Source organism: Agrobacterium sp. 16-2014-1-2a (assembly GCF_053522705.1).
In genome coordinates, this window is record NZ_JBNWBX010000001.1 from 958,933 (window position 1) to 976,831 (window position 17,899).

Sequence of the window (17,899 nt, forward strand, 5' to 3'; positions counted from 1 at the left end):
GGGCTCATATTTCCCTGCCGATGCGCTCTTCGCCTTGATTGAAGTCAAAGCCGCGTCGGAGCAGCAACAGGGCCATTGTCAACGAATAGTGGACGGTCAATCGCCAGATGGCGATCTTTGCTGAACGACAAAACCCGCCCATATTCACCACAAATGAACGCCGCAAAGCGGCGTCGGCTGATGCAGACGCGCAAACCCGCGTCGTCAGCACGCCGGATTCAATATGGAGATTATGATGAGTGAAATCAAACAATTCGCCCTGACGCGGCCGGCTTATGTCGGTCAGGCTCATCTTGTCGTTCACGATCTGCCGCGCATTTCGGAATTCTACCAGAAAATCATCGGCCTCTCCGTCATCGAGAAAAGCCCGAGCGGCGAGGTTCTTGGTGTCAACGGCCAGCCGCTGCTCACACTTTCCACCTCCGGCACGGTTGAACGCGCGCCGCGCAATGCCGCAGGCCTGTTCCACACCGCCTTCCTGATGCCGCGCCGCGAGGATCTGGCCCATTGGCTGGCCCATGCAGCCCACAATAATATCCAGCTTCAGGGCGCATCCGACCATCTGGTGAGTGAAGCAATCTATCTGGCCGACCCCGAAGGCAACGGCATCGAGGTCTATCGCGACCGGTCGCCCTCGGAATGGACCTACCAGCAGGACGGCACGGTGGAGATGGCCACGCTCCGCCTCGACCTACAGGCGCTGTATGACAGTGCGCCGAAAACGGCGTTCGAGGGCGCCGCCGATGGAACGGCCATCGGCCACATGCATCTGCAGGTCGGCAATATTCCGCAGGCGGATGAGTTTTATCAGGATGTACTGGGGTTGAAGATCATGGCGCGTTATCCGGGTGCCAGCTTCTTCGGCTCGGGCGCTTATCATCACCATGTGGCCGCCAATATCTGGAACAGCCGCGGCGCCACGGCCCGCAAGGACAACATGACGGGCCTTTCGGGCTACTCGCTGAAGTTCAACGATAGTGCGGCGCTCGATACTGCAATGGCCGCTCTCGACCGGCTGGAAATAGCTACGGAACGGCAGAGCGACGGTATTGTTCTCAAAGATCCTTGGGGCATAGGCCTGAAGCTTTCCGCGTAAAGACCACGGGGCGGCAGAAATTTTTGCCGCTCCGGAACCGCCTCATTTTTCGAACGTTTGATGTCTTATTGGGGGACAGTTCGATGAATGAGAATGCCAGGCCGGAAAAAACCGGCATATTGGGCAATATCGGGCGGCGCGCCGCAAACGCTCCGTCGACGAAGGCCGACCCTTTCGAGGGTCTGGCGTCCGGGTCGCACCGTGACGACGCGCGCAGCCAGCAGCCGCTCGGCCGAGAAGCGCTCGATGTGGCCGTTGCATGGTCGGTTATCGGCATTTTTCTCGTCGTCATGATGGCGGTCATTCATGAATTGTCTCTGATCCTCATACCGGTGGTGCTGGCGATTGTGGTGGGCATGATCCTCGGCATCGCGGCGGAAAAGCTTAGTTCCTATGGCATTCCCGGTGCCGGTGTGGCGGTCATTCTCTCCGGCCTTGTCGCGGCCGTGATGTTTTTCGTGATCAATTCGCTGATCGACCCTTTGTCGCAGCTCGCCTCCGAAGGACCAGCGCTGATCGAACGCAGTATGGACCGCTTCCTGCCCTATCTTCAAAGCATTCGATGGCTGAACATTTCGGCAGCGACGTTCAGCATGGGGTCGATTTCGATGGAGTCGCTGATTTCGCGCAGCGGCGAGATAATTTCCCTGCTCGGTTCCAACGTCACCCCCGCAGTCGTTCAGGGCATGATCTTCCTCGCCGCGCTTTTGATGTTCCTCTACAGCCGCCTGCGGCTGCGCAAGGCGATCATCATGGCCTTTCCGGCCCGGCACCAGCGGCTGAGGGCCATTCGCATCATCGCTTCGGTGGAAGAAGTGCTCGGCACCTATTTTGCCACGGCAGCGCTGATCTATGCGGCGCTGGGCGTGACGATGGTGGCGATCGCCTATTTCGGCGGGCTGGCCATGCCGCTTCTGTGGGGGCTTTTCGCCTTTCTCTCCAGCTTCGTGCCATTTCTCGGCATCACCGCCATGACGGTGTCGCTGGCGGTGGCAGGCATCATCACGCATGACAACATGGTGCTGGCATTACTGCCATCCGCGATCTTCTTCACCATTCACCTGTTGATGGAAAACCTGGCCTTTCCGGCAGTGGTGGGCCGCAACATGGAGATCAACCCCTTCCTCGTCTTCGTGATGATCATCTTCTGGACGTGGATGTGGGGTGCTGCGGGCGCCATGCTGGCACTGCCGCTGTCGCTGATCGCCATGACAGTAACGCGCGAGCTGTTTCCTTCACGCCGCATCGTTCCAAACCTGCCGGCCTGAAGGCCGGTCAGGAGGCGAGAGGGATGCGGAGCTTATCGGCCATGCGCCGCTCGTGCTCGATCAGCCATTTCTTGCGCCACAGCCCACCGCCATACCCGGTCAGGCTGCCATCTGCGCCCAGCACCCGGTGGCAGGGAACGACGATGGCGATCTGGTTGGCGCCATTGGCGCGGGCGACGGCACGCACGGCGGATGGCCGTTGCATCGACGTCGCAAGCGAAGAATAGCTGACGATCTCTCCCGCCGGTATCTCCCGCAATGCGTGCCAGACATCGCGCTCGAAGGGTGTGCCGTGTCCGGCAAGCCGGGTTTCGAAGTCAGCCGAGTGCCCGGCGAAATAGGCCGCGAGTTCTGCTGCGATCTGGCCGGTGACCGGCGTCCTGCCCAGCACCATATCCGCGCCGGTGCGGGCCTTCAGCCGCTTCAATTCGGCCGGAAGCGCTGGACGGTCGGCAAATTCTAGAAGATGCAGGGCGTGATCATCGGCAACCACCAGCATCGGACCGATCGGCGTGTCGATCCAGTCGCCCTTCAGGAACCCCTTGCCCTTCATGGCGGCGGGAGAGGTGCCGAAGAACTGGTTGATGGCCGAGCGGAAACCGCTGCCGGATTCATATCCGGCATCGATCTGCGCGCCGATCACGGCTTCTCCTGATGCGAGGCTTGTCGCCGCATCTCCCAGCCGCCGCAGCCTTGCGATTTCCAGAAAACTCATGCCGAAACGGCGTTTGAAGGTGCGGCGCACGGTGGAAGGGTCATGGCCCATCGCCACCACATCCTCCTCACGCCAGCGCCGCGCCGGTTCGCTTTCCAGCGCCGTCAGAAGGGTGGTGACGGTTTCATCCGCCGTGCCATAGGAAAGCATCGGCTTGCAGCGCTTGCAGGGGCGGAAGCCAGCTTCCAGACATTCGGCAATGGTTTCGCGAAACCGGCAGTTTTCGATCTTCGGCTTTCGCGCGGTACAGGTAAAGCGACAGAAAATCTTCGTCGAGGTCACGCACACATAGGCCACGCCCTCATAGGCGGGGTCCTTGTTCACAAGGGCGGAATATAGGGTTTCGGTGTCGGGGCGTTTGAACAGCATGGGAGGATGCTAGCGCAAATTTGCGCGGTATGCCGCCGAAAAACGGGCGTGGATGTGGGATGCTCATTTCCCTCGTTCCCGTGCTTGTTACAGGAATGAGGAGAGAGCCGCCGCGCTCAATTACCCGGCGGCGTAAACGACGGGTCGTCCAGCCTTGTGAACACAACGCCGCGCGCCTTCAGCGCCAGAAGGCCCCCCACCACGCCCTCACCCGCTTCGTGGGTAGGCTGGTTGATGTGGGAGATGATGACGTCGCCGTCCTTGGCCGAAGCGATGTGCTTTGCCGTGGCGGCCGCGCCCAGAAGCGAGCCGCCATCGCCATTGACGGAATAACCCGCCACCCGCATGCCGAGCCTGTTGATGGTGGCCATGGACGAGGCGGTATATTTCGCCGTCGCACCGCGAAACCATTGCGGTTGAAAACCGGTCATGGCGACAATTGCCTGCCTGCCGCCCTCGACCTCCTGCTCGACTGCCGCTTCCGAACCGGCAGCGGCAATGCCGTAGATGGCAACGGGCTTGTCCACCGCTGGCACATGGTTTTCGCCGTGGTTTTCAATCTCGAACAAATCCGGATGCGCCATCATTACGGCAAGCGCTTCGCTATTGTGCTTCAGCCAGCGGGCAGTGACGAAGATCGTCGCCGGTATCTTTTCCTGCACCAGCGTATCGAGAATGCGATGGTCGGTCTTGCCCATGCAGGCGTCCAGAGTCATCGCCACCCGCACCCTGCCGTCATGCCTCGGCGTCATTTTCAGCGTCGGCTCGACGAGACCCGTCCCCGCGAAGGCGGCAGTGGAGAGCGACAGGAAGAGAGCGGCAAAGGGCAGGCTACGCAGCATTTTTCAGTTTCCGAAGGGTAAGATGTGGCAATCCGCCTGCAAAACGCCCGAATTATGGCGCGGCTTCCAGCGTTGACAGAGCGTTCAGCACCTCTTCCACCCGCTGGCGCTCTGCGCTGGTCAGCGACAGGATTGGCCGGGGCGGCTCACATGCCGTTACCGACAAAGCATTGGCGGCGGCGTAGATCACGCGGATACTGCCGAATTCCTTGAAGAGCGCCCAGAGCGGCTGGAAGGCCAGATCGAGCCTGCGCGTCTCCTCCGCATCCCCGGCCTGAGCGGCGCGCATCAACCGCAATGCCGGAACCGGCAGCAGGCCCGCAACGACGCTGTACCAGGCATCGCCACCGGCAAGCGTTGCTTCCGCACATCCCCAGTCGCCGCTGTAACCGATGGCGAAATCATCCGTCAGTTTCGGCCGCAGCCGCGCAAGCTCTCCCGCATAATCGAAATCGGCCGGCAGCGGCATCTTTATGGCGCGGATATTCGGGATATAGGCGAGCCTGACCAGAAGCTCATCGCTGAAGGAGAATCGCGTCGTCGTCGGGTTGTTGTAGATGGCGAGCGGCAAATCGGTTGCGCCGGCGACGGCGGCGAAATGGTGATAGGCCTCTTCCTGAGTCAGCGGCGTATAGGAAACGGGTGCCAGAAGCAGCGCATCGGCACCGGCAGCTTCGGCATCCTTCGCCAGCGCCACGGCCTCATCGGTACGCAACGCGCCGACGCCTGCCATCAGCGTGCGCCTGCCCTTGAGGACGGCATGGGCTGCCTCGACCGCGCGCCGCCTCTCGGCACGCGACAGATACATATAGGTTCCGGTGCTGCCGAGAATACCGATGGAATCGACCTCCGCCGCATCCAGCCGCTCGACGAGGGCGGAAAAGGCTTGGCTATCCACCTGCCCGGCCTCGTCAGCGGGCGTGATCGGAAAAGCCGAAAGTCCCTTGAATTGCTTCGCCATGTTCTCGCCCCTCAATTCGATCGAAGGACAGCGTTACAGACCCATTGGCAGGGCGGCAAGAAAAGCGGGGTTTAAACCGGCGACCGCGGACGAAGAATTCTCCGATCAGTCATAAAGATACAACTTCTTCCACTGCTCTTCGGGAATCTTGTCGCCGACACGGTAATCGAAGGACTGGATGGAGAGGCTGTCGCTTTTCAGCTGGCACTTGTATTTGAGCTTGTACCATTCACCGGCGCTTCTGAAGACTGCACCCGACGCCTTGATTGAATTCTTGCCAACCTCGGGATCACCGAAGGTATAGGCAATGACCTTATCCGGCTTCATGCCCTTCTGCTCGGTGGCGATCCGCTCCATCGCCTCTATGTCGCAACGCTGCTCCAGACGCTCCTCGGGGGCGAGCACGTTCAGCTGCCGCATGACGTTGGCGTCTATTGCAAAAGCGGGTGTAGATGCCTGCAAGGCAAGGAAAAACGCAGAAAGAGCAGCGGGAAGAAACTTTCGCATGGGATCCTGTCAGTTTTCGTTTGTTCTTATTGATGCACGGCAGGCCGGTGGCAGGCGCGTATCATCGCTGATTTGCCGGATATTGCCAAAATGTGATCGAAAACTGACGAAATTGTGCCCAAGCCTCATTTCACCTGTGGAGATTTGAAACTTGATCGGTGGTGAGGGGCACTCTACATCTTGGGTGCCGCCCACGCATTTTTCATACGAAAGCGAGTTTCCCTTGCCGATTTTCAAGAACCTGCCCGCCGCCCCGACCGCCGAAAAACGGCCCGTCCAAGATACGCATCACGGCATCACCCGCACCGATGACTACGCATGGTTCCGGGCCGATAACTGGCAGGCCATGTTCAAGGACCCTACCCTGCTCGACCCAGCCATCCGCGCCCATCTGGAGGCCGAGAACGCCTATATGGAAGCCGCAATGGGCGACACCAAGGCGCTTCAGGAAAAGCTGTTCGAGGAGATGAAAGGCCGTATCAAGCAGGACGATTCCTCTGTTCCGGTCAATGATGGACCTTATGCCTATGGCACGCTGTTCGTGACCGGCGGCGAGCAGCCGCATTATTTCCGCACCCCGCGTGATGGCGGCGAAAAGCACGTGCTGCTTGATGGCGACAGGGAAGCGCAAGGCAAGGATTATTTCCGTCTTGCCGGCCTCGACCAGTCTTCCGATCACAGTCACGGCATCTGGGGTTATGACGACAAGGGTTCGGAATATTTCACGCTGCGCATCCGTAATCTCGAAACCGGTGAAGACCTTGCCGATGTCGTGGAAAATACCGGCGGCGACGGGGCATGGGCGCCTGACGGCAAGAGCTTCTTCTATACGCTACAGGACGAAAACCACCGCCCCTCGAAGGTCTTCCACCACATCATCGGCGAGCCGCAGTCGGCCGACCGGCTGGTCTATGAGGAAAAGGACCCCGGCTTCTTCATGGGCGTTGGCGCGTCCGTGCTCGACGACTTCATCTTCATCGACATTCACGACCATGAGACCAGCGAATACCGCATTCTTTCCACCAAGGACCTGATGGCCGAGCCTGTCGTGGTTGCGGAGCGCGAGGAAGGTATCGAATATTCGATGTGCGAAGGCGGCGATGTCTTCTACATCCTCACCAATGACGGCGATGCCAAGGATTTCCGCATCATGGAAGCGCCGGTGACCGCGCCGGGCAAGGAAAACTGGAAGGAGGTCGTGCCGCACGAGCCGGGTCGCCTCATTCTCTCCGTCGATGCCTATGCCCGCCATCTGATCTGGCTGGAGCGCCGCGACGGCCTGCCGCGCATCGTTATCCGCGATCGCCGCACGGGCCAGGAGCATTCCATCGCCTTTGCCGAGGAAGCCTATTCGCTTGGCCTGCATGGCGCTGCAGAATACGACACCGATGTCATCCGCTTCTCCTACTCCTCGATGACGACGCCGAGCCAGTTGTTCGACTACAATATGGTGACGCGCGACCGCACGCTGCTGAAAACGCAGGAAGTGCCTTCCGGCCACAATCCCGACGATTACATTACCCGCCGCATCATGGCGCCTGCCCATGACGGCGAGTTGGTGCCGGTCTCGCTGCTTTACCGCAAGGATGTAGTACTCGACGGTTCGGCCCCCTGCCTGCTTTATGGCTACGGCGCCTATGGCATCACCATCCCCGCTTCCTTCTCCACCACAACGCTGTCTTTGGCAGACCGTGGCTTCATCTATGCCATCGCCCACATTCGCGGCGGCAAGGACAAGGGTTTCGAGTGGTATGAAACCGGCAAGATGAAAGACAAACAGAACACGTTTAAGGATTTCATCGCGGCTGCCGATCATCTGGTCAAGGAAGGCTTTACCTCCTACGACCGCATCATCGCGGAAGGCGGTTCGGCAGGGGGAATGCTGATGGGCGCCGTCGCCAACATGGCCCCGGAAAAATTTGCCGGCATCATCGCTGCGGTTCCCTTCGTGGACGTGCTGACGACCATGCTTGATGACACGCTGCCGCTAACCCCGCCGGAATGGCCGGAATGGGGCAATCCGCTGGAATCGGAAGAGGAATATCAGTGGATCGCCGCCTACAGCCCCTATGACAATGTCGGGGAAAAGCCCTATCCGCCGCTGCTTGCGCTTTCCGGCCTCACCGACCCGCGCGTGACCTATTGGGAACCGACCAAATGGGTGGCGAAACTGCGCGAAAAGACGACGGGGGAAGCCCCGATCCTGCTCAAGACCAACATGGCGGCTGGCCATGGAGGCAAGTCGGGCCGTTTCCAGCGGCTGGAAGAAATTGCCTTCGAATATGCCTTCGCACTGAAGGTCGCGGGCAAGGACACCGTCTGACACGCTGAATGCAGAAACGGGCGGCGATCCAATCGTCGCCCGATCTTATTTTGGACGAAAATACCTGCAAAAATCTCGTTATTGAATATTTTTTCCACAAATTATCATACCCATCTTTTATTTAAATAACATCTTTATAGACATTGAATTTTTATTTCCAGTTGCTGCAACTCATAATATATATTCCGCAAACGCAAATAATTCCCATGTATTACGTCACCGGAAAAAATGTTCCGGAAATCGAACGCATGGCTGCGTTGCGCCATTTCGCATTGCAATATCACTTTTCGGCCGTATTATCCGGGCCGTTGACATATTCATGCGCCTTTTCGCCGCCTTTCTCGCGGCAATCCTGCAGCACGTCTTGCGGATAATCTTATCGCCGGATTTTTTCGGCTTTTTCATGCGCCATGTCAGTTCGCCCTTGGCAATCCGGGCTTTGCAGTGCTCCCGCTTTGCCAACTGAAAACACTGCATCAGACTTGGAGGTCTCCCATGAAGAAACTCCTAGCCTCGACCATTCTCGTAACGGGCTTTACCATCGCTGCCGGTGCAGCAAATTCCGCCAACGCCGCAGAAACATGCGGCAGCGTCACCATCGCCGAAATGAACTGGGCATCCGCCGGTGTTGCGGCTTACGTCGACAAGTTCATCATGGAAAACGGCTATGATTGCACGGTCAACGTCATCAGCGGCGACACCACTCCCACATTCACCTCCATGAATGAAAAGGGCCAGCCGGATATGGCGCCCGAAATGTGGGTGAATACCCTTGGCGCCCCCTATGAGGACGCCGTCAAGAAGGGCAACCTGATCCAGGAAAGCAAAATCCTGAGTGAAGGTGGCGTTGAAGGCTGGTGGATTCCCAAATATCTCGCCAACGAACACCCCGATATCAAGACAGTTGAAGACGCACTCAAGCATCCCGAGCTTTTCCCGGCGCCGGAAGACGCCAGCAAGGGTGCCGTGTTTGGCTGCCCGCCGGGCTGGGGCTGCCAGCCAACGACCGCCAACCTGTTCAAGGCACGCAAGGCCGACGAGAAGGGCTTCGCCCTGATCGATACCGGCTCCGCAGCAGGCCTCGATGGCTCGATCTCCAATGCCTATGAGAAAAAGCAGGGCTGGCTCGGCTATTACTGGTCCCCGACGGCCATTCTTGGCAAGTACGACATGGTGAAACTGGACGATGGCGTGGCACTCGACCGCGAGGCCTACGACAATTGCATCGCCAAGCCTGATTGCGCCGATCCCAAGCCAAACGCCTATCCGGTGGCAGAGGTATTCACTGTTGTCACCAAGGACTTCGCCGAGAAGGCCGGTCCTTCCATCGACTACATCCGCAAGCGGCAGTGGGACAACGAGACCGTCGCCAAGGTTCTTGCCTGGATGGATGAAAACCAGGGCACCAACGAAGACGGCGCGGAATATTTCCTCGAGAACAACGAGGATATCTGGACGAAGTGGGTTTCGCCCGAGGTGGCGGAGAAGATCAAGGCTTCGATGTAACGCATCCGCAGGAGGGAAAAGCTTGGGTTTGTATCCGTAGCTTACCCCCCTCTGCCCTGCCGGGCATCTCCCCCTCAAGGGGGGAGATCGACCTGCGGCAAGGCCTCGCTCCACTCCAACCTAGCGGATGAAGCGATGTGGCGCGTCTTGCCGATCTCCCCCCTTGAGGGGGAGATGTCCGGCAGGACGGAGGGGTGCCCCGCGCTCCAGCCTCGACCACCCATCCCCCAAAACCCAAAGGGAAAACAACAATAATGGCCCTCTGTAACTATCTGCCGGATATGCTGTGCAAGTTTCCGGCCATCGATAACGGCACGATGCGTGTGGCACGCAAGACCATCGATGACGGTTTTCGCGATATCGTGCGCAATTACGGCGATGCGATCGATGTGATCGTGCATCCGCTGCAGCTCTTTCTCAACTCCTCGGAGCGGCTGTTCATCCAGACCCCGTGGATCGTCACCATGCTGGTCATTCTGGCGATCGTGCATCTGGCCGGGCGCAGCTTCAAGATCACCGGTGGCACGGCCATCTCCCTGCTCATGATCGGCGCAGTCGGCCTCTGGCGCGACGCCATGACGACGCTTTCCATCGTCGCCATCGCCACGCTGATCGCCATCGTCATCGGCCTGCCGCTCGGCATTTTGATGGGACGCTCCGAACGGTTGCAGCGTATCATCAATCCCGTGCTCGACGTGATGCAGACCCTGCCAAGCTTCGTTTATCTCATCCCCGTGGTGGTGATTTTCGGCATCGGCAAGGTACCGGGCCTGATCGCAGTGGTGATCTACGCCATTCCACCCGTCATCCGCCTGACCAGCCTCGGCATCCGCCTGGTAGACCGGGAAGTGCTGGAAGCCGCCGATGCCTTCGGCTCCTCCAACGGCCAGAAGCTGTTCAATGTGCAGCTGCCGCTGGCGTTGCCCACCATCATGACCGGCATCAACCAGACCATCATGATGGCGCTCGCCATGGTTGTCGTCGCCTCCATGGTCGGTGTCGGCGGGCTCGGCAAGAATGTGCTGCAGGCCATCAACAACCAGTTTTTCACGGTGGGCTTCCTGAACGGTTTCGCTCTGGTCGCCATCGCCATCATGTTCGACCGGGCAAGCCAGGCTTTCGGCAAGCGCCTGCAGAAATACCGCGAGGTCTCCCATGGCTAAAAGCATCGAAATCAGGAATCTTTACAAGATCTTCGGCAAGCATCCCGAGAAGTACCTCGAAGCGGTGCGATCAGGCATGGACAAGGTCGAGCTGAACGACAAACACAACCATGTGCTCGGTCTCAACAACATCAACATCACCATGCCGGGCGGCAAGATCACCGTGGTCATGGGGCTTTCCGGTTCCGGCAAGTCGACGCTGATCCGCCACATCAACCGGCTGATCGACCCGACCGCAGGTGAGGTTCTCTACGACGGCGAGGACATTTGCGGCATGAGCACTTCGGCGCTGCGGAAATTCCGCCGTCACAAAACGGCGATGGTGTTCCAAAAATTCGGCCTCCTGCCGCATCGCACCGTGCTGGAAAACAGCGTCTACGGCCTCGATATTCAGGGCATGCCACGAAAGGACAGCGAAGAGAAAGGCCGTTACTGGCTGGAGCGTGTCGGTCTTGCCGGCTATGAGGATTATTATCCGAACCAGCTTTCCGGCGGCATGCAGCAGCGCGTCGGCCTTGCCCGCGCGCTTGCCAACGATGCCGATATTCTCCTGATGGACGAGGCCTATTCGGCTCTCGATCCGCTGATCCGTGTCGATATGCAGACGATGCTGCTCGACCTTCAGCAGGAGCTGAAAAAGACCGTGGTGTTCATCACTCACGATCTGGATGAGGCTTTGCGGCTCGGCGACCACATTGCCATCCTGAAAGACGGCGAAGTGGTGCAGCAGGGCGACGGCCAGAGCATCATCCTTTCTCCTGCGGATGGTTACGTCACCGACTTCGTGCGCGACGTCAACCGCAGCCGCGTGCTTCAGGCGACCACCGTGATGGAACCGCTGACGGCGAAACCCGAGGGCATGTCGGTGCCGGAAAACGCGACTCTGGAAACCATCGCCCGCGATATGTCGGAGGCGAACGAAACCAGCGCCCATGTGGTGGATGAAGACGGCAAGCCAGTCGGCGCCATCGGCCTCGACACGCTGGTGGCGGCGATGGTCACGCCGGCACCTCAGGAGGCAGATCTCAGGTTGGCAGTCGTGGAGGAAGCGGAAAAAATCCCGGAACCGGCGGCGCCTGTGGAGAAGGAAACCGCGTAATCCGGCACCAACAGGATTTGCCTTTCTTTCAGAGGACCGAAAAAGCCCCAGCCCCGCTGCGCAAAAGACATCGGAGTTGCCTGGCCGCGTCCAAACTCTTTCGTCATACCGGCCTAGAGCCGGCATGACGGGAGTTGGGGTGTTTGGCGCCAGAGTTTGAGCGGCACAACAGGGTCGCCATGGCGAGCACGACGCGAAGTGTGGGCAAGGCCGGCAATGCCCGCCTTCCCATCCAACCATGCAAAAACGAAGCACCCCTTTGCCACGTGTCAAGCCGGGAACGACATTGCAATGCAGCAAGCGCAAGCTTCGGGCAAGCCGCCGCCGTTAACGATTTGTTAACTTTTGAACGCGGAATCACTGGCATGCAGATCGAAAGCAATATTGGCGGATACAATTATCAGGCTCGTGTCCGCGACATCGAAAAACCCGGCAGCGCGCAGAGCGCGCCCGAGGAACAGGCCGTTAAACGCGGCCCCGGCAACCCTACCGTTTCCAGCACCGTTCTTTCCCGTTCGCTGGCAAACGTGCTGTGGGCCGTCGGCAATGGCAGCGCGCCGGCCCACACGCAGGCTGCGACCTCCGCCGAAGACAAGGCAGAAGCGCAGGCCGAATGGGTGCGCAGCGCCTATTCCGAATACGAATAGGTGATTCCGATCAGGCCCTTGCCGGGCTGACCTCCACCGTTACATGTGAGAGTTCATGTATGGCTGCAAGCTTCTGCTTGTAGAAAGCCGGTGCCTTCGGCACCTGCGAGTGGATGGCGACAATGGCGGCGTGATGCCCCGGCCCCACCTGCCAGACGTGCAGGTCGGTGATGCGATCTTCTTCCGTTTCCACGCTTTCACGGATTTCCTGCGGCAAGTCCTCCGTCAGCGGAACCGCATCCACCAGCGTCGTTGCCGTGGAGCGAATGAGTCCCCATGACCAGCGGGCAATCACCACACCGCCGACAATACCCATCAACGGATCGAGGAAGGACCAGCCGTTCCACTTGCCGAGCAGCAGCGCGACAATGGCGAGAACGGAAGTCAGCGCATCGGCGAGTACATGCAGATAGGCTGCGCGCAGATTATTGTCCCTGCCGCCCTTCGCACCGTGCTCGCCGTGATGCGCGTGCGAGCCGTGATCGTGATGGGCGTGGCTGCCATGGCCGTGATGGGCATGCGAACCATGGCCATGGCCATGGCCGTGATCGTGGTCATCCTTCAACAGCACGGCGCTGACGAGATTGACGGCAAGACCGATGACGGCGACGAGGATCGCCTGATTGAAGTCGATCTGAACAGGATTGAAAAGCCGCATCGCACTTTCGACGGCGATGAGCAGCGCCACCACCGCCAGAACGATGGCGCTGGCAAAACCGGCGAGATCACCGAACTTGCCGGTGCCGAAGGTGAAGCGCGGATTGCGCGCCTCACGCCGGGCATAGAGATAGGCCAGCGCCGAGATGAGCATTGCGCCCGCATGGGTGGACATGTGCCAGCCATCCGCCGTCAGCGCCATGGAACCGAACCAGTGGCCGGCGACGATCTCCGCCACCATCATGACTGTGGTCAGCGCAATCACCATCCACACGCGCTTTTCATTGCGCTCATGGTTCCGGCCTAGGAAAACATGGTCGTGGCCGGACGCTGCGGAAAATTCGGATGTCGTCGTCATGTCGCTAATCCTGTTCGATCCTGGAATATTCTGTTTCACGCATGTCTTTTCCCAAAGCCGCGGACACTTTTGGGAGAGAGGTTAGCGGATGTAGGTCTTCAGCACCTGGGCCAGCTCTTCCGCCGCACGCGCCCGCTCGTCTTCATTTTCGGCGTGCACGACGTGCTCATGCAGATGTTCCTGCATCACCTCCCCCGTCAGGCCGGAAAGCGCACCGCGCACCGAGGCCAGCAATTGCAGCACCTCGCCGCAGGGCTTGGAATCGTCCAGGGCACGCTCCACCGCCTCCATCTGCCCCTTGAGGCGACGGATGCGAGCGAGAAGCTTCTCCTTGTTGCGGATCGTATGGGACATGAGTACCTCATATACTATAGGGGGGTATACTATATTGCGATGTTTTTTGGTTCAAGCCCTGCGCGACGCAATCTTCGCGAATGTTTCGACCCCTAAAAATACCCCATGAAACTTAGGGGACTCAGTCATGACGACTATCGCAGCAACAACCAGCAGCTATTACGCAACTCCGGTCCGGACCCTTGAGCCGACAAAGACTAGGGAAACAAATGCAACCACCGAGGCCCTGCTGGAACTGACACGGGCGGCACACCGCGCGATTTCCAGCGCCGAGAGCGTTGCCGTTTCCGCCGCACCTGCCGCCGCCAGCGTTTCCGCCGGACTTGCCGCAGCACTTTGGAACCTGGACAGCGGCGCACAGGCCAGAACCGAACCGGCGGTAGATATCGCCGCATCAGCGCAGCCTGACGCCGCCTCCAGCATCGAGACAGAAGTTCTCAAAGCCCTGGCGCAGGCACTCGGCGTGGATGCCGCCGCCTGACACCCATTGAACGGCAGGCTGAAAAGCTATATCTCTAGAGACTAGAGCATCCGGTTCGTTCTTGTCCCGGCTGCTCTTGAGGATATGGAGAAGGCAATGCTGTCCATCGGTGAATTGTCCAAACGTACCGGCGTGAAGGTTCCGACGATCCGCTATTATGAGCAGATGGGCCTCATCCGCGAGGCAGACCGCTCGGAAGGCAACCAGCGCCGTTACGAAAAATCCGATCTCGAAAGGCTGGCTTTCATCCGCCATGCCCGCGATATCGGGCTCAATATAGACGCCATCAGAGAATTGATCGCGCTCAGCCAGCACCGGCAAATGCCGTGCGAGGGTGCGGATCGCATTGCCGCCGAACACCTCGCCCATGTGCGCGAAAAAATCACCAGCCTCAAAAAGCTCGAGCATGAGCTGGAACGTATCGTCTCCCATTGCCATGGTCATTCGATCGAGGATTGTTATGTCATCCGCGCACTTTCCGACCATGGCATGTGCGAAGGGGAGCATTGAGGCTAAACAGCAGGCTTGACAGATTTCAGATTCGAGCGCATTGCATGGACATGATCAACGAACGCGCACCCATCTCCTGCTCGTACTTTTGGGCCTACCTGTAAAGGGCGGCTCGACAGATCATTTTGTCAACAAGCCGCCGTCAGGCGGCTTTGTTGTTTTTCAAGCGTCCTGACGGCACCGATAAAACCGAAGGACCAGAAAAATGACCGAAGATAGTTCCCTTACACTGGAAAGACCGCCCGTCGTCATCATTCGTGGCGCACGCAAGACCGATTTGCCTGAGCTCAATGAGATGATCACCCTGCTTGCCACCTTTCATGGCGATGCGGCGGCGATTACGCCGGCGAAACTGGAACGCGACCTGTTCGGCCCGCTTCCCTGGGTGCATGGGCTGGTGGCGGAAGCCGACGGCGCATTGATCGGTTACGCCCTGATGCTGCCGCTCTACAGGGCGCAGGAAGGCCGCCGCGGGCTTGAGCTGCACCATCTTTTCGTGCGTGACGGTCACCGCGGCCATGGCACCGGCCAGCACCTGGTTTCCCGCGCCCGCGATATCGCCAAGCGCCTCGGTTGCGACTATCTTTCCGTCAGCGCCACGACCGGCAATGTCGCCGCGCATCGTTTCTACGAAAGCATGGATTTCGCGCCGCGCCCGGTCACCGGCATGCGCTACATGCAGTCTATCGCCTGATTGCAACCTTTGGAGACGGCCATGACACGGATTGCCATTGCGCTTGCGCAGGATTTTGCGGACTGGGAACCGGCGCTGCTTGCCGCCGCCGCGCGCGGCTATCTCGGCGTCGAGATCGTTTACGCAACCCCGGACGGCCGGCCCGTGGTTTCAATGGGCGGGCTCAACGTTACGCCCGACACATCCTATGACGCGCTTGATCCTGCTAACATCGATGCGCTCGTCATTCCCGGCGGCCTCAGCTGGGAAAAGGGAACGGCTGTCGATCTTGGCGGGCTGGTACAGCGGTTTCGCGAGAAGGGCCGACTGGTTGCCGGCATCTGCGCGGCTGCCAGCGCGCTTGCAGGCACGGGCGCCCTTGATGACGTCGCCCATACCGGAAATTCGCTCGCCTCTCACAAGACCTATCCGTCCTATCGCGGCGAAGCGCTCTATCGCGACCAGCCGAAGGCGGTCAGCGATGGCGGCATCGTAACCGCAGCCGGCAGTGCACCCGTCAGTTTCGCGGTGGAAATTCTGAAACACCTCGGCCTCTTTGGTCCGGAAGCCGAGGCGGAACTTCAGGTTTTCGCGGCGGAGCACCGGTGAGGCTCACCTTGGTGTCGAGAGTTTTGCTGATCCTCCCACCTCATTCCTGTGCTTGTCACAGGAATGAGGTGGTGGGGAAGTTAAGCCGCGAGACCATCACAAATCACCCCTGATCAAGCACCCGGCAGACACGGAGCGCGACATCCCCGCCCTCCCCCGCAATCGCACGGCGGATATCGCGGCTGTTGAGATGCAGACTGCGACCGGCCGGCAAAGCCGAGCGTTTTATCTTGGCAAGGGCTGCGGCCGTAAAGGCAGCCTCATTCTCATGAAAATAGGCGAGCGCCGCTTCCCGTTCCGGGCTGACGCCAAGGACTGCCTTGAAAGCAAGGCGATGCACGGCGCAGAAAGCGCCGTGACCGGGAACGGCAAAACGCAGCGCATCGAGTTCCTCACTCCATTCGGCTGCGCCCTGCATGGTTTCAAGCCTGCTGGAAGCGCTTCAGGAAAAACGCGCTCAATGTTCCGAGCAAGGCCCAGAAGACAAAGCTGGTCACGGTGGCGGCGACGATGAACTGTCGTTCCAGCGGCAGCGGTGCCAGCGCATGTTCACCTTCCGGCGGCAGGGGCGCGCCCACCACATGTGGAGCAACGATCAACACCAGTGCGAGCACGATTGCCCAGGGTTCGCGGCGGAATGCGATCAGCGCAATGCCGCCTGCGGTCGCCGCAACCGTCGAAAGCCACCAGATTTGACGCGCCTCAAGCGCGGCCGCCGGGCTGCCCGGCAGTTCCGGCGGCAGGCCGATCATCGGCGCAAGCATGACGGCGGCAAAACCGGCCACACCCCACAAAAGGCCTTCGCGCCAGCCGGCATCGGTGCCGCGCAGCGAGATGAGGCCGGTCAGCACCAGCGCATAACCGATGGCAGTCAGCACGTTGGCGGCGACCGTATAGGCGGTGCGCTCGAAGCCGTCGGCCGGAGACCAGGCTTCCTCGTTATGTTCGTGCGCGGGAACGGCAGCGCCGGTCGTGGCCGGAGCATCGTGGCTGTGGGGCGCTTCGCCACCGGCATTTTCATAGGCTTCCGCCTTCAGGATCAGCGGCGTGGTGCCGAAAGCCTGCATGGCCGAAACGGCGAAGCCGCCAACGATGCCGACGAGGACGGCGGTAAAAACGATATTGCGAAAGAACGACATGCTTCCCCCCTCAATGGCAAGGGAAAGCATTGGCATGACGTGTGTCATGCGCGGCGTTGTGAACGGCTTCCACATGCGAAAAGCCGACAAAACCGACGACGAACAGGCCAAGCACGATCGCCGTCAGCGATTGCGCGAAGCTGCCCGTTTTTGCTGAAACGGCGGCATTTGCCGTATTCTGGTTGATGGACATGGTGACCCCTCTTACGGCGCGACCCCGCGCCTTTAGACGCGGCGGAACGGCAAACGCCGTGCAGCCGCATGCGATACACTTCACCACGGGGATACGAGACTGACACAGGGCGGCACGTTCAAGCACCACCACCCTGAAATTCCGCTCTTCCGGACACCCCGCCGGCATGGACATTTCCGTGATGGCAGGTCTCCTGGCTTACGGGTCAAAACCTGAAACACCTTCCCGGCATTGCCCTCGCCCATATCCGGCGAGATGCTTACCAGTGGCATTTCGTTTCAGGCTCTCCGCTCACAGTTGCGGGGGCAGCCACGAATGAGGATGTCTCCCTATCGTGTTCCCTTTTCACCTTCCGGAACGCCCGGAAGGAACCATCACAGGATCGTTATCCGATGGGTGTGGGTGGGAGTCAATGGCAGGCCGGCGTGA

The 17,899-nt window shown here is 59.7% G+C and carries 21 protein-coding genes and 1 riboswitch; of the genes, 11 read left to right on the plus strand and 10 right to left on the minus strand.

Features of this window, described 5'->3' with window-relative positions:
- Positions 1-4 precede the first annotated feature (4 nt).
- A complete protein-coding gene (locus ACQZ45_RS04835; RefSeq protein WP_162736159.1) occupies positions 5-253 on the minus strand; it encodes a hypothetical protein in 249 nt (82 codons plus the stop codon).
- Between ACQZ45_RS04835 and ACQZ45_RS04840 the strand changes: the two genes are divergently transcribed.
- Positions 236-1,096 carry a VOC family protein gene (locus ACQZ45_RS04840; RefSeq protein WP_065702645.1) on the plus strand — a complete coding sequence of 287 codons (861 nt, stop codon included), beginning with the start codon at positions 236-238 and terminating at the stop codon, positions 1,094-1,096. The two genes, ACQZ45_RS04835 and ACQZ45_RS04840, sit on opposite strands and share 18 nt — an antisense overlap.
- A gap of 83 nt (positions 1,097-1,179) precedes the next feature.
- Positions 1,180-2,364, plus strand: a complete 1,185-nt coding sequence (locus ACQZ45_RS04845; protein WP_003512001.1) for an AI-2E family transporter — start codon at positions 1,180-1,182, stop codon at positions 2,362-2,364.
- Between the two features lie 7 nt (positions 2,365-2,371).
- Here the strand turns inward: ACQZ45_RS04845 and ACQZ45_RS04850 are convergent, their stop codons facing one another.
- The 4 genes from ACQZ45_RS04850 to ACQZ45_RS04865 all read right to left on the minus strand — a co-directional run bounded on the left by ACQZ45_RS04850 (position 2,372) and on the right by ACQZ45_RS04865 (position 5,758).
- Entirely contained in the window at positions 2,372-3,448 is a 1,077-nt protein-coding gene (locus ACQZ45_RS04850) for a bifunctional transcriptional activator/DNA repair enzyme AdaA (RefSeq protein ID WP_003512000.1), read from the minus strand.
- Positions 3,449-3,564: 116 nt separating this feature from the next.
- Positions 3,565-4,290 carry a polysaccharide deacetylase family protein gene (locus ACQZ45_RS04855; RefSeq protein ID WP_448742186.1) on the minus strand — a complete coding sequence of 242 codons (726 nt, stop codon included), beginning with the start codon at positions 4,288-4,290 and terminating at the stop codon, positions 3,565-3,567.
- 52 nt (positions 4,291-4,342) lie between these two features.
- Positions 4,343-5,251: a dihydrodipicolinate synthase family protein gene (locus ACQZ45_RS04860; protein WP_112152817.1), complete on the minus strand. Its 909-nt coding sequence runs from the start codon at positions 5,249-5,251 to the stop codon at positions 4,343-4,345.
- A gap of 105 nt (positions 5,252-5,356) precedes the next feature.
- The gene (locus ACQZ45_RS04865) at positions 5,357-5,758 is read right to left on the minus strand and encodes a DUF930 domain-containing protein (protein WP_003511997.1); all 402 of its coding nucleotides are present in this window, start codon (positions 5,756-5,758) and stop codon (positions 5,357-5,359) included.
- 223 nt (positions 5,759-5,981) lie between these two features.
- Between ACQZ45_RS04865 and ACQZ45_RS04870 the strand changes: the two genes are divergently transcribed.
- From ACQZ45_RS04870 to ACQZ45_RS04890, 5 genes are all read left to right on the plus strand, one after another.
- The gene (locus ACQZ45_RS04870) at positions 5,982-8,081 is read left to right on the plus strand and encodes a S9 family peptidase (RefSeq protein WP_113291520.1); all 2,100 of its coding nucleotides are present in this window, start codon (positions 5,982-5,984) and stop codon (positions 8,079-8,081) included.
- A gap of 495 nt (positions 8,082-8,576) precedes the next feature.
- Positions 8,577-9,587, plus strand: a complete 1,011-nt coding sequence (locus ACQZ45_RS04875; protein ID WP_003511993.1) for an ABC transporter substrate-binding protein — start codon at positions 8,577-8,579, stop codon at positions 9,585-9,587.
- A 254-nt stretch (positions 9,588-9,841) separates the two neighbouring features.
- Positions 9,842-10,750: an ABC transporter permease gene (locus ACQZ45_RS04880; protein WP_003511991.1), complete on the plus strand. Its 909-nt coding sequence runs from the start codon at positions 9,842-9,844 to the stop codon at positions 10,748-10,750.
- Complete coding sequence (locus ACQZ45_RS04885; protein ID WP_003511989.1) at positions 10,743-11,849, plus strand: quaternary amine ABC transporter ATP-binding protein; 1,107 nt, start codon at positions 10,743-10,745, stop codon at positions 11,847-11,849. The genes ACQZ45_RS04880 and ACQZ45_RS04885 overlap by 8 nt, the downstream gene beginning before the upstream one ends.
- A gap of 365 nt (positions 11,850-12,214) precedes the next feature.
- Positions 12,215-12,496 carry a hypothetical protein gene (locus tag ACQZ45_RS04890; protein WP_003511987.1) on the plus strand — a complete coding sequence of 94 codons (282 nt, stop codon included), beginning with the start codon at positions 12,215-12,217 and terminating at the stop codon, positions 12,494-12,496.
- A gap of 10 nt (positions 12,497-12,506) precedes the next feature.
- On the opposite strand, the gene dmeF is transcribed toward ACQZ45_RS04890, so the two are convergent.
- Both dmeF and dmeR read right to left on the minus strand, forming a co-directional pair.
- Complete coding sequence (gene dmeF / locus ACQZ45_RS04895) at positions 12,507-13,511, minus strand: CDF family Co(II)/Ni(II) efflux transporter DmeF (RefSeq protein WP_112513406.1); 1,005 nt, start codon at positions 13,509-13,511, stop codon at positions 12,507-12,509.
- 81 nt (positions 13,512-13,592) lie between these two features.
- Positions 13,593-13,865: a Ni(II)/Co(II)-sensing transcriptional repressor DmeR gene (gene dmeR / locus ACQZ45_RS04900; protein WP_003494395.1), complete on the minus strand. Its 273-nt coding sequence runs from the start codon at positions 13,863-13,865 to the stop codon at positions 13,593-13,595.
- Between the two features lie 127 nt (positions 13,866-13,992).
- Between dmeR and ACQZ45_RS04905 the strand changes: the two genes are divergently transcribed.
- The 4 genes from ACQZ45_RS04905 (at position 13,993) to ACQZ45_RS04920 (ending at position 16,138) form a co-directional block, all read left to right on the plus strand.
- Positions 13,993-14,346, plus strand: coding sequence for a hypothetical protein (locus tag ACQZ45_RS04905; RefSeq protein ID WP_003511979.1), 354 nt, complete (start codon positions 13,993-13,995; stop codon positions 14,344-14,346).
- A 96-nt stretch (positions 14,347-14,442) separates the two neighbouring features.
- Positions 14,443-14,856: a MerR family transcriptional regulator gene (locus ACQZ45_RS04910; RefSeq protein WP_003511977.1), complete on the plus strand. Its 414-nt coding sequence runs from the start codon at positions 14,443-14,445 to the stop codon at positions 14,854-14,856.
- A gap of 205 nt (positions 14,857-15,061) precedes the next feature.
- Positions 15,062-15,550 (plus strand): GNAT family N-acetyltransferase, encoded by a 489-nt coding sequence (locus tag ACQZ45_RS04915; RefSeq protein ID WP_003511975.1) that lies wholly within the window; start codon positions 15,062-15,064, stop codon positions 15,548-15,550.
- 21 nt (positions 15,551-15,571) lie between these two features.
- A complete protein-coding gene (locus ACQZ45_RS04920) occupies positions 15,572-16,138 on the plus strand; it encodes a type 1 glutamine amidotransferase family protein (protein WP_003511972.1) in 567 nt (188 codons plus the stop codon).
- Between the two features lie 103 nt (positions 16,139-16,241).
- On the opposite strand, the gene ACQZ45_RS04925 is transcribed toward ACQZ45_RS04920, so the two are convergent.
- Genes ACQZ45_RS04925 through ACQZ45_RS04935 form a run of 3 tightly spaced genes read right to left on the minus strand, consistent with a single transcriptional unit; the run spans position 16,242 to position 17,470 of the window.
- Positions 16,242-16,556 (minus strand): hypothetical protein, encoded by a 315-nt coding sequence (locus ACQZ45_RS04925; protein ID WP_003511970.1) that lies wholly within the window; start codon positions 16,554-16,556, stop codon positions 16,242-16,244.
- A 4-nt stretch (positions 16,557-16,560) separates the two neighbouring features.
- Positions 16,561-17,277 (minus strand): CbtA family protein, encoded by a 717-nt coding sequence (locus tag ACQZ45_RS04930; protein WP_448742187.1) that lies wholly within the window; start codon positions 17,275-17,277, stop codon positions 16,561-16,563.
- A gap of 10 nt (positions 17,278-17,287) precedes the next feature.
- Complete coding sequence (locus ACQZ45_RS04935) at positions 17,288-17,470, minus strand: CbtB domain-containing protein (protein WP_003494386.1); 183 nt, start codon at positions 17,468-17,470, stop codon at positions 17,288-17,290.
- A 166-nt stretch (positions 17,471-17,636) separates the two neighbouring features.
- Positions 17,637-17,861: riboswitch (cobalamin riboswitch) on the minus strand.
- Between the last annotated feature and the right edge of the window lie 38 nt (positions 17,862-17,899).

Coding starts and splice junctions, on each gene's coding strand:
- ACQZ45_RS04885 (WP_003511989.1), top strand. CDS start 10,743: ATGGCTAAAAGCATCGAAATCAGGAATCTTTACAAGATCTTCGGCAAG.
- ACQZ45_RS04845 (WP_003512001.1), top strand. CDS start 1,180: ATGAATGAGAATGCCAGGCCGGAAAAAACCGGCATATTGGGCAATATC.
- ACQZ45_RS04855 (WP_448742186.1), bottom strand. CDS start 4,290: ATGCTGCGTAGCCTGCCCTTTGCCGCTCTCTTCCTGTCGCTCTCCACT.
- ACQZ45_RS04850 (WP_003512000.1), bottom strand. CDS start 3,448: ATGCTGTTCAAACGCCCCGACACCGAAACCCTATATTCCGCCCTTGTG.
- ACQZ45_RS04935 (WP_003494386.1), bottom strand. CDS start 17,470: ATGTCCATCAACCAGAATACGGCAAATGCCGCCGTTTCAGCAAAAACG.
- ACQZ45_RS04920 (WP_003511972.1), top strand. CDS start 15,572: ATGACACGGATTGCCATTGCGCTTGCGCAGGATTTTGCGGACTGGGAA.
- ACQZ45_RS04860 (WP_112152817.1), bottom strand. CDS start 5,251: ATGGCGAAGCAATTCAAGGGACTTTCGGCTTTTCCGATCACGCCCGCT.
- ACQZ45_RS04910 (WP_003511977.1), top strand. CDS start 14,443: ATGCTGTCCATCGGTGAATTGTCCAAACGTACCGGCGTGAAGGTTCCG.
- ACQZ45_RS04930 (WP_448742187.1), bottom strand. CDS start 17,277: ATGTCGTTCTTTCGCAATATCGTTTTTACCGCCGTCCTCGTCGGCATC.
- ACQZ45_RS04905 (WP_003511979.1), top strand. CDS start 13,993: ATGACGACTATCGCAGCAACAACCAGCAGCTATTACGCAACTCCGGTC.
- ACQZ45_RS04915 (WP_003511975.1), top strand. CDS start 15,062: ATGACCGAAGATAGTTCCCTTACACTGGAAAGACCGCCCGTCGTCATC.
- ACQZ45_RS04925 (WP_003511970.1), bottom strand. CDS start 16,556: ATGCAGGGCGCAGCCGAATGGAGTGAGGAACTCGATGCGCTGCGTTTT.
- ACQZ45_RS04865 (WP_003511997.1), bottom strand. CDS start 5,758: ATGCGAAAGTTTCTTCCCGCTGCTCTTTCTGCGTTTTTCCTTGCCTTG.
- ACQZ45_RS04880 (WP_003511991.1), top strand. CDS start 9,842: ATGGCCCTCTGTAACTATCTGCCGGATATGCTGTGCAAGTTTCCGGCC.
- dmeF (WP_112513406.1), bottom strand. CDS start 13,511: ATGACGACGACATCCGAATTTTCCGCAGCGTCCGGCCACGACCATGTT.
- ACQZ45_RS04840 (WP_065702645.1), top strand. CDS start 236: ATGAGTGAAATCAAACAATTCGCCCTGACGCGGCCGGCTTATGTCGGT.
- ACQZ45_RS04890 (WP_003511987.1), top strand. CDS start 12,215: ATGCAGATCGAAAGCAATATTGGCGGATACAATTATCAGGCTCGTGTC.
- dmeR (WP_003494395.1), bottom strand. CDS start 13,865: ATGTCCCATACGATCCGCAACAAGGAGAAGCTTCTCGCTCGCATCCGT.
- ACQZ45_RS04875 (WP_003511993.1), top strand. CDS start 8,577: ATGAAGAAACTCCTAGCCTCGACCATTCTCGTAACGGGCTTTACCATC.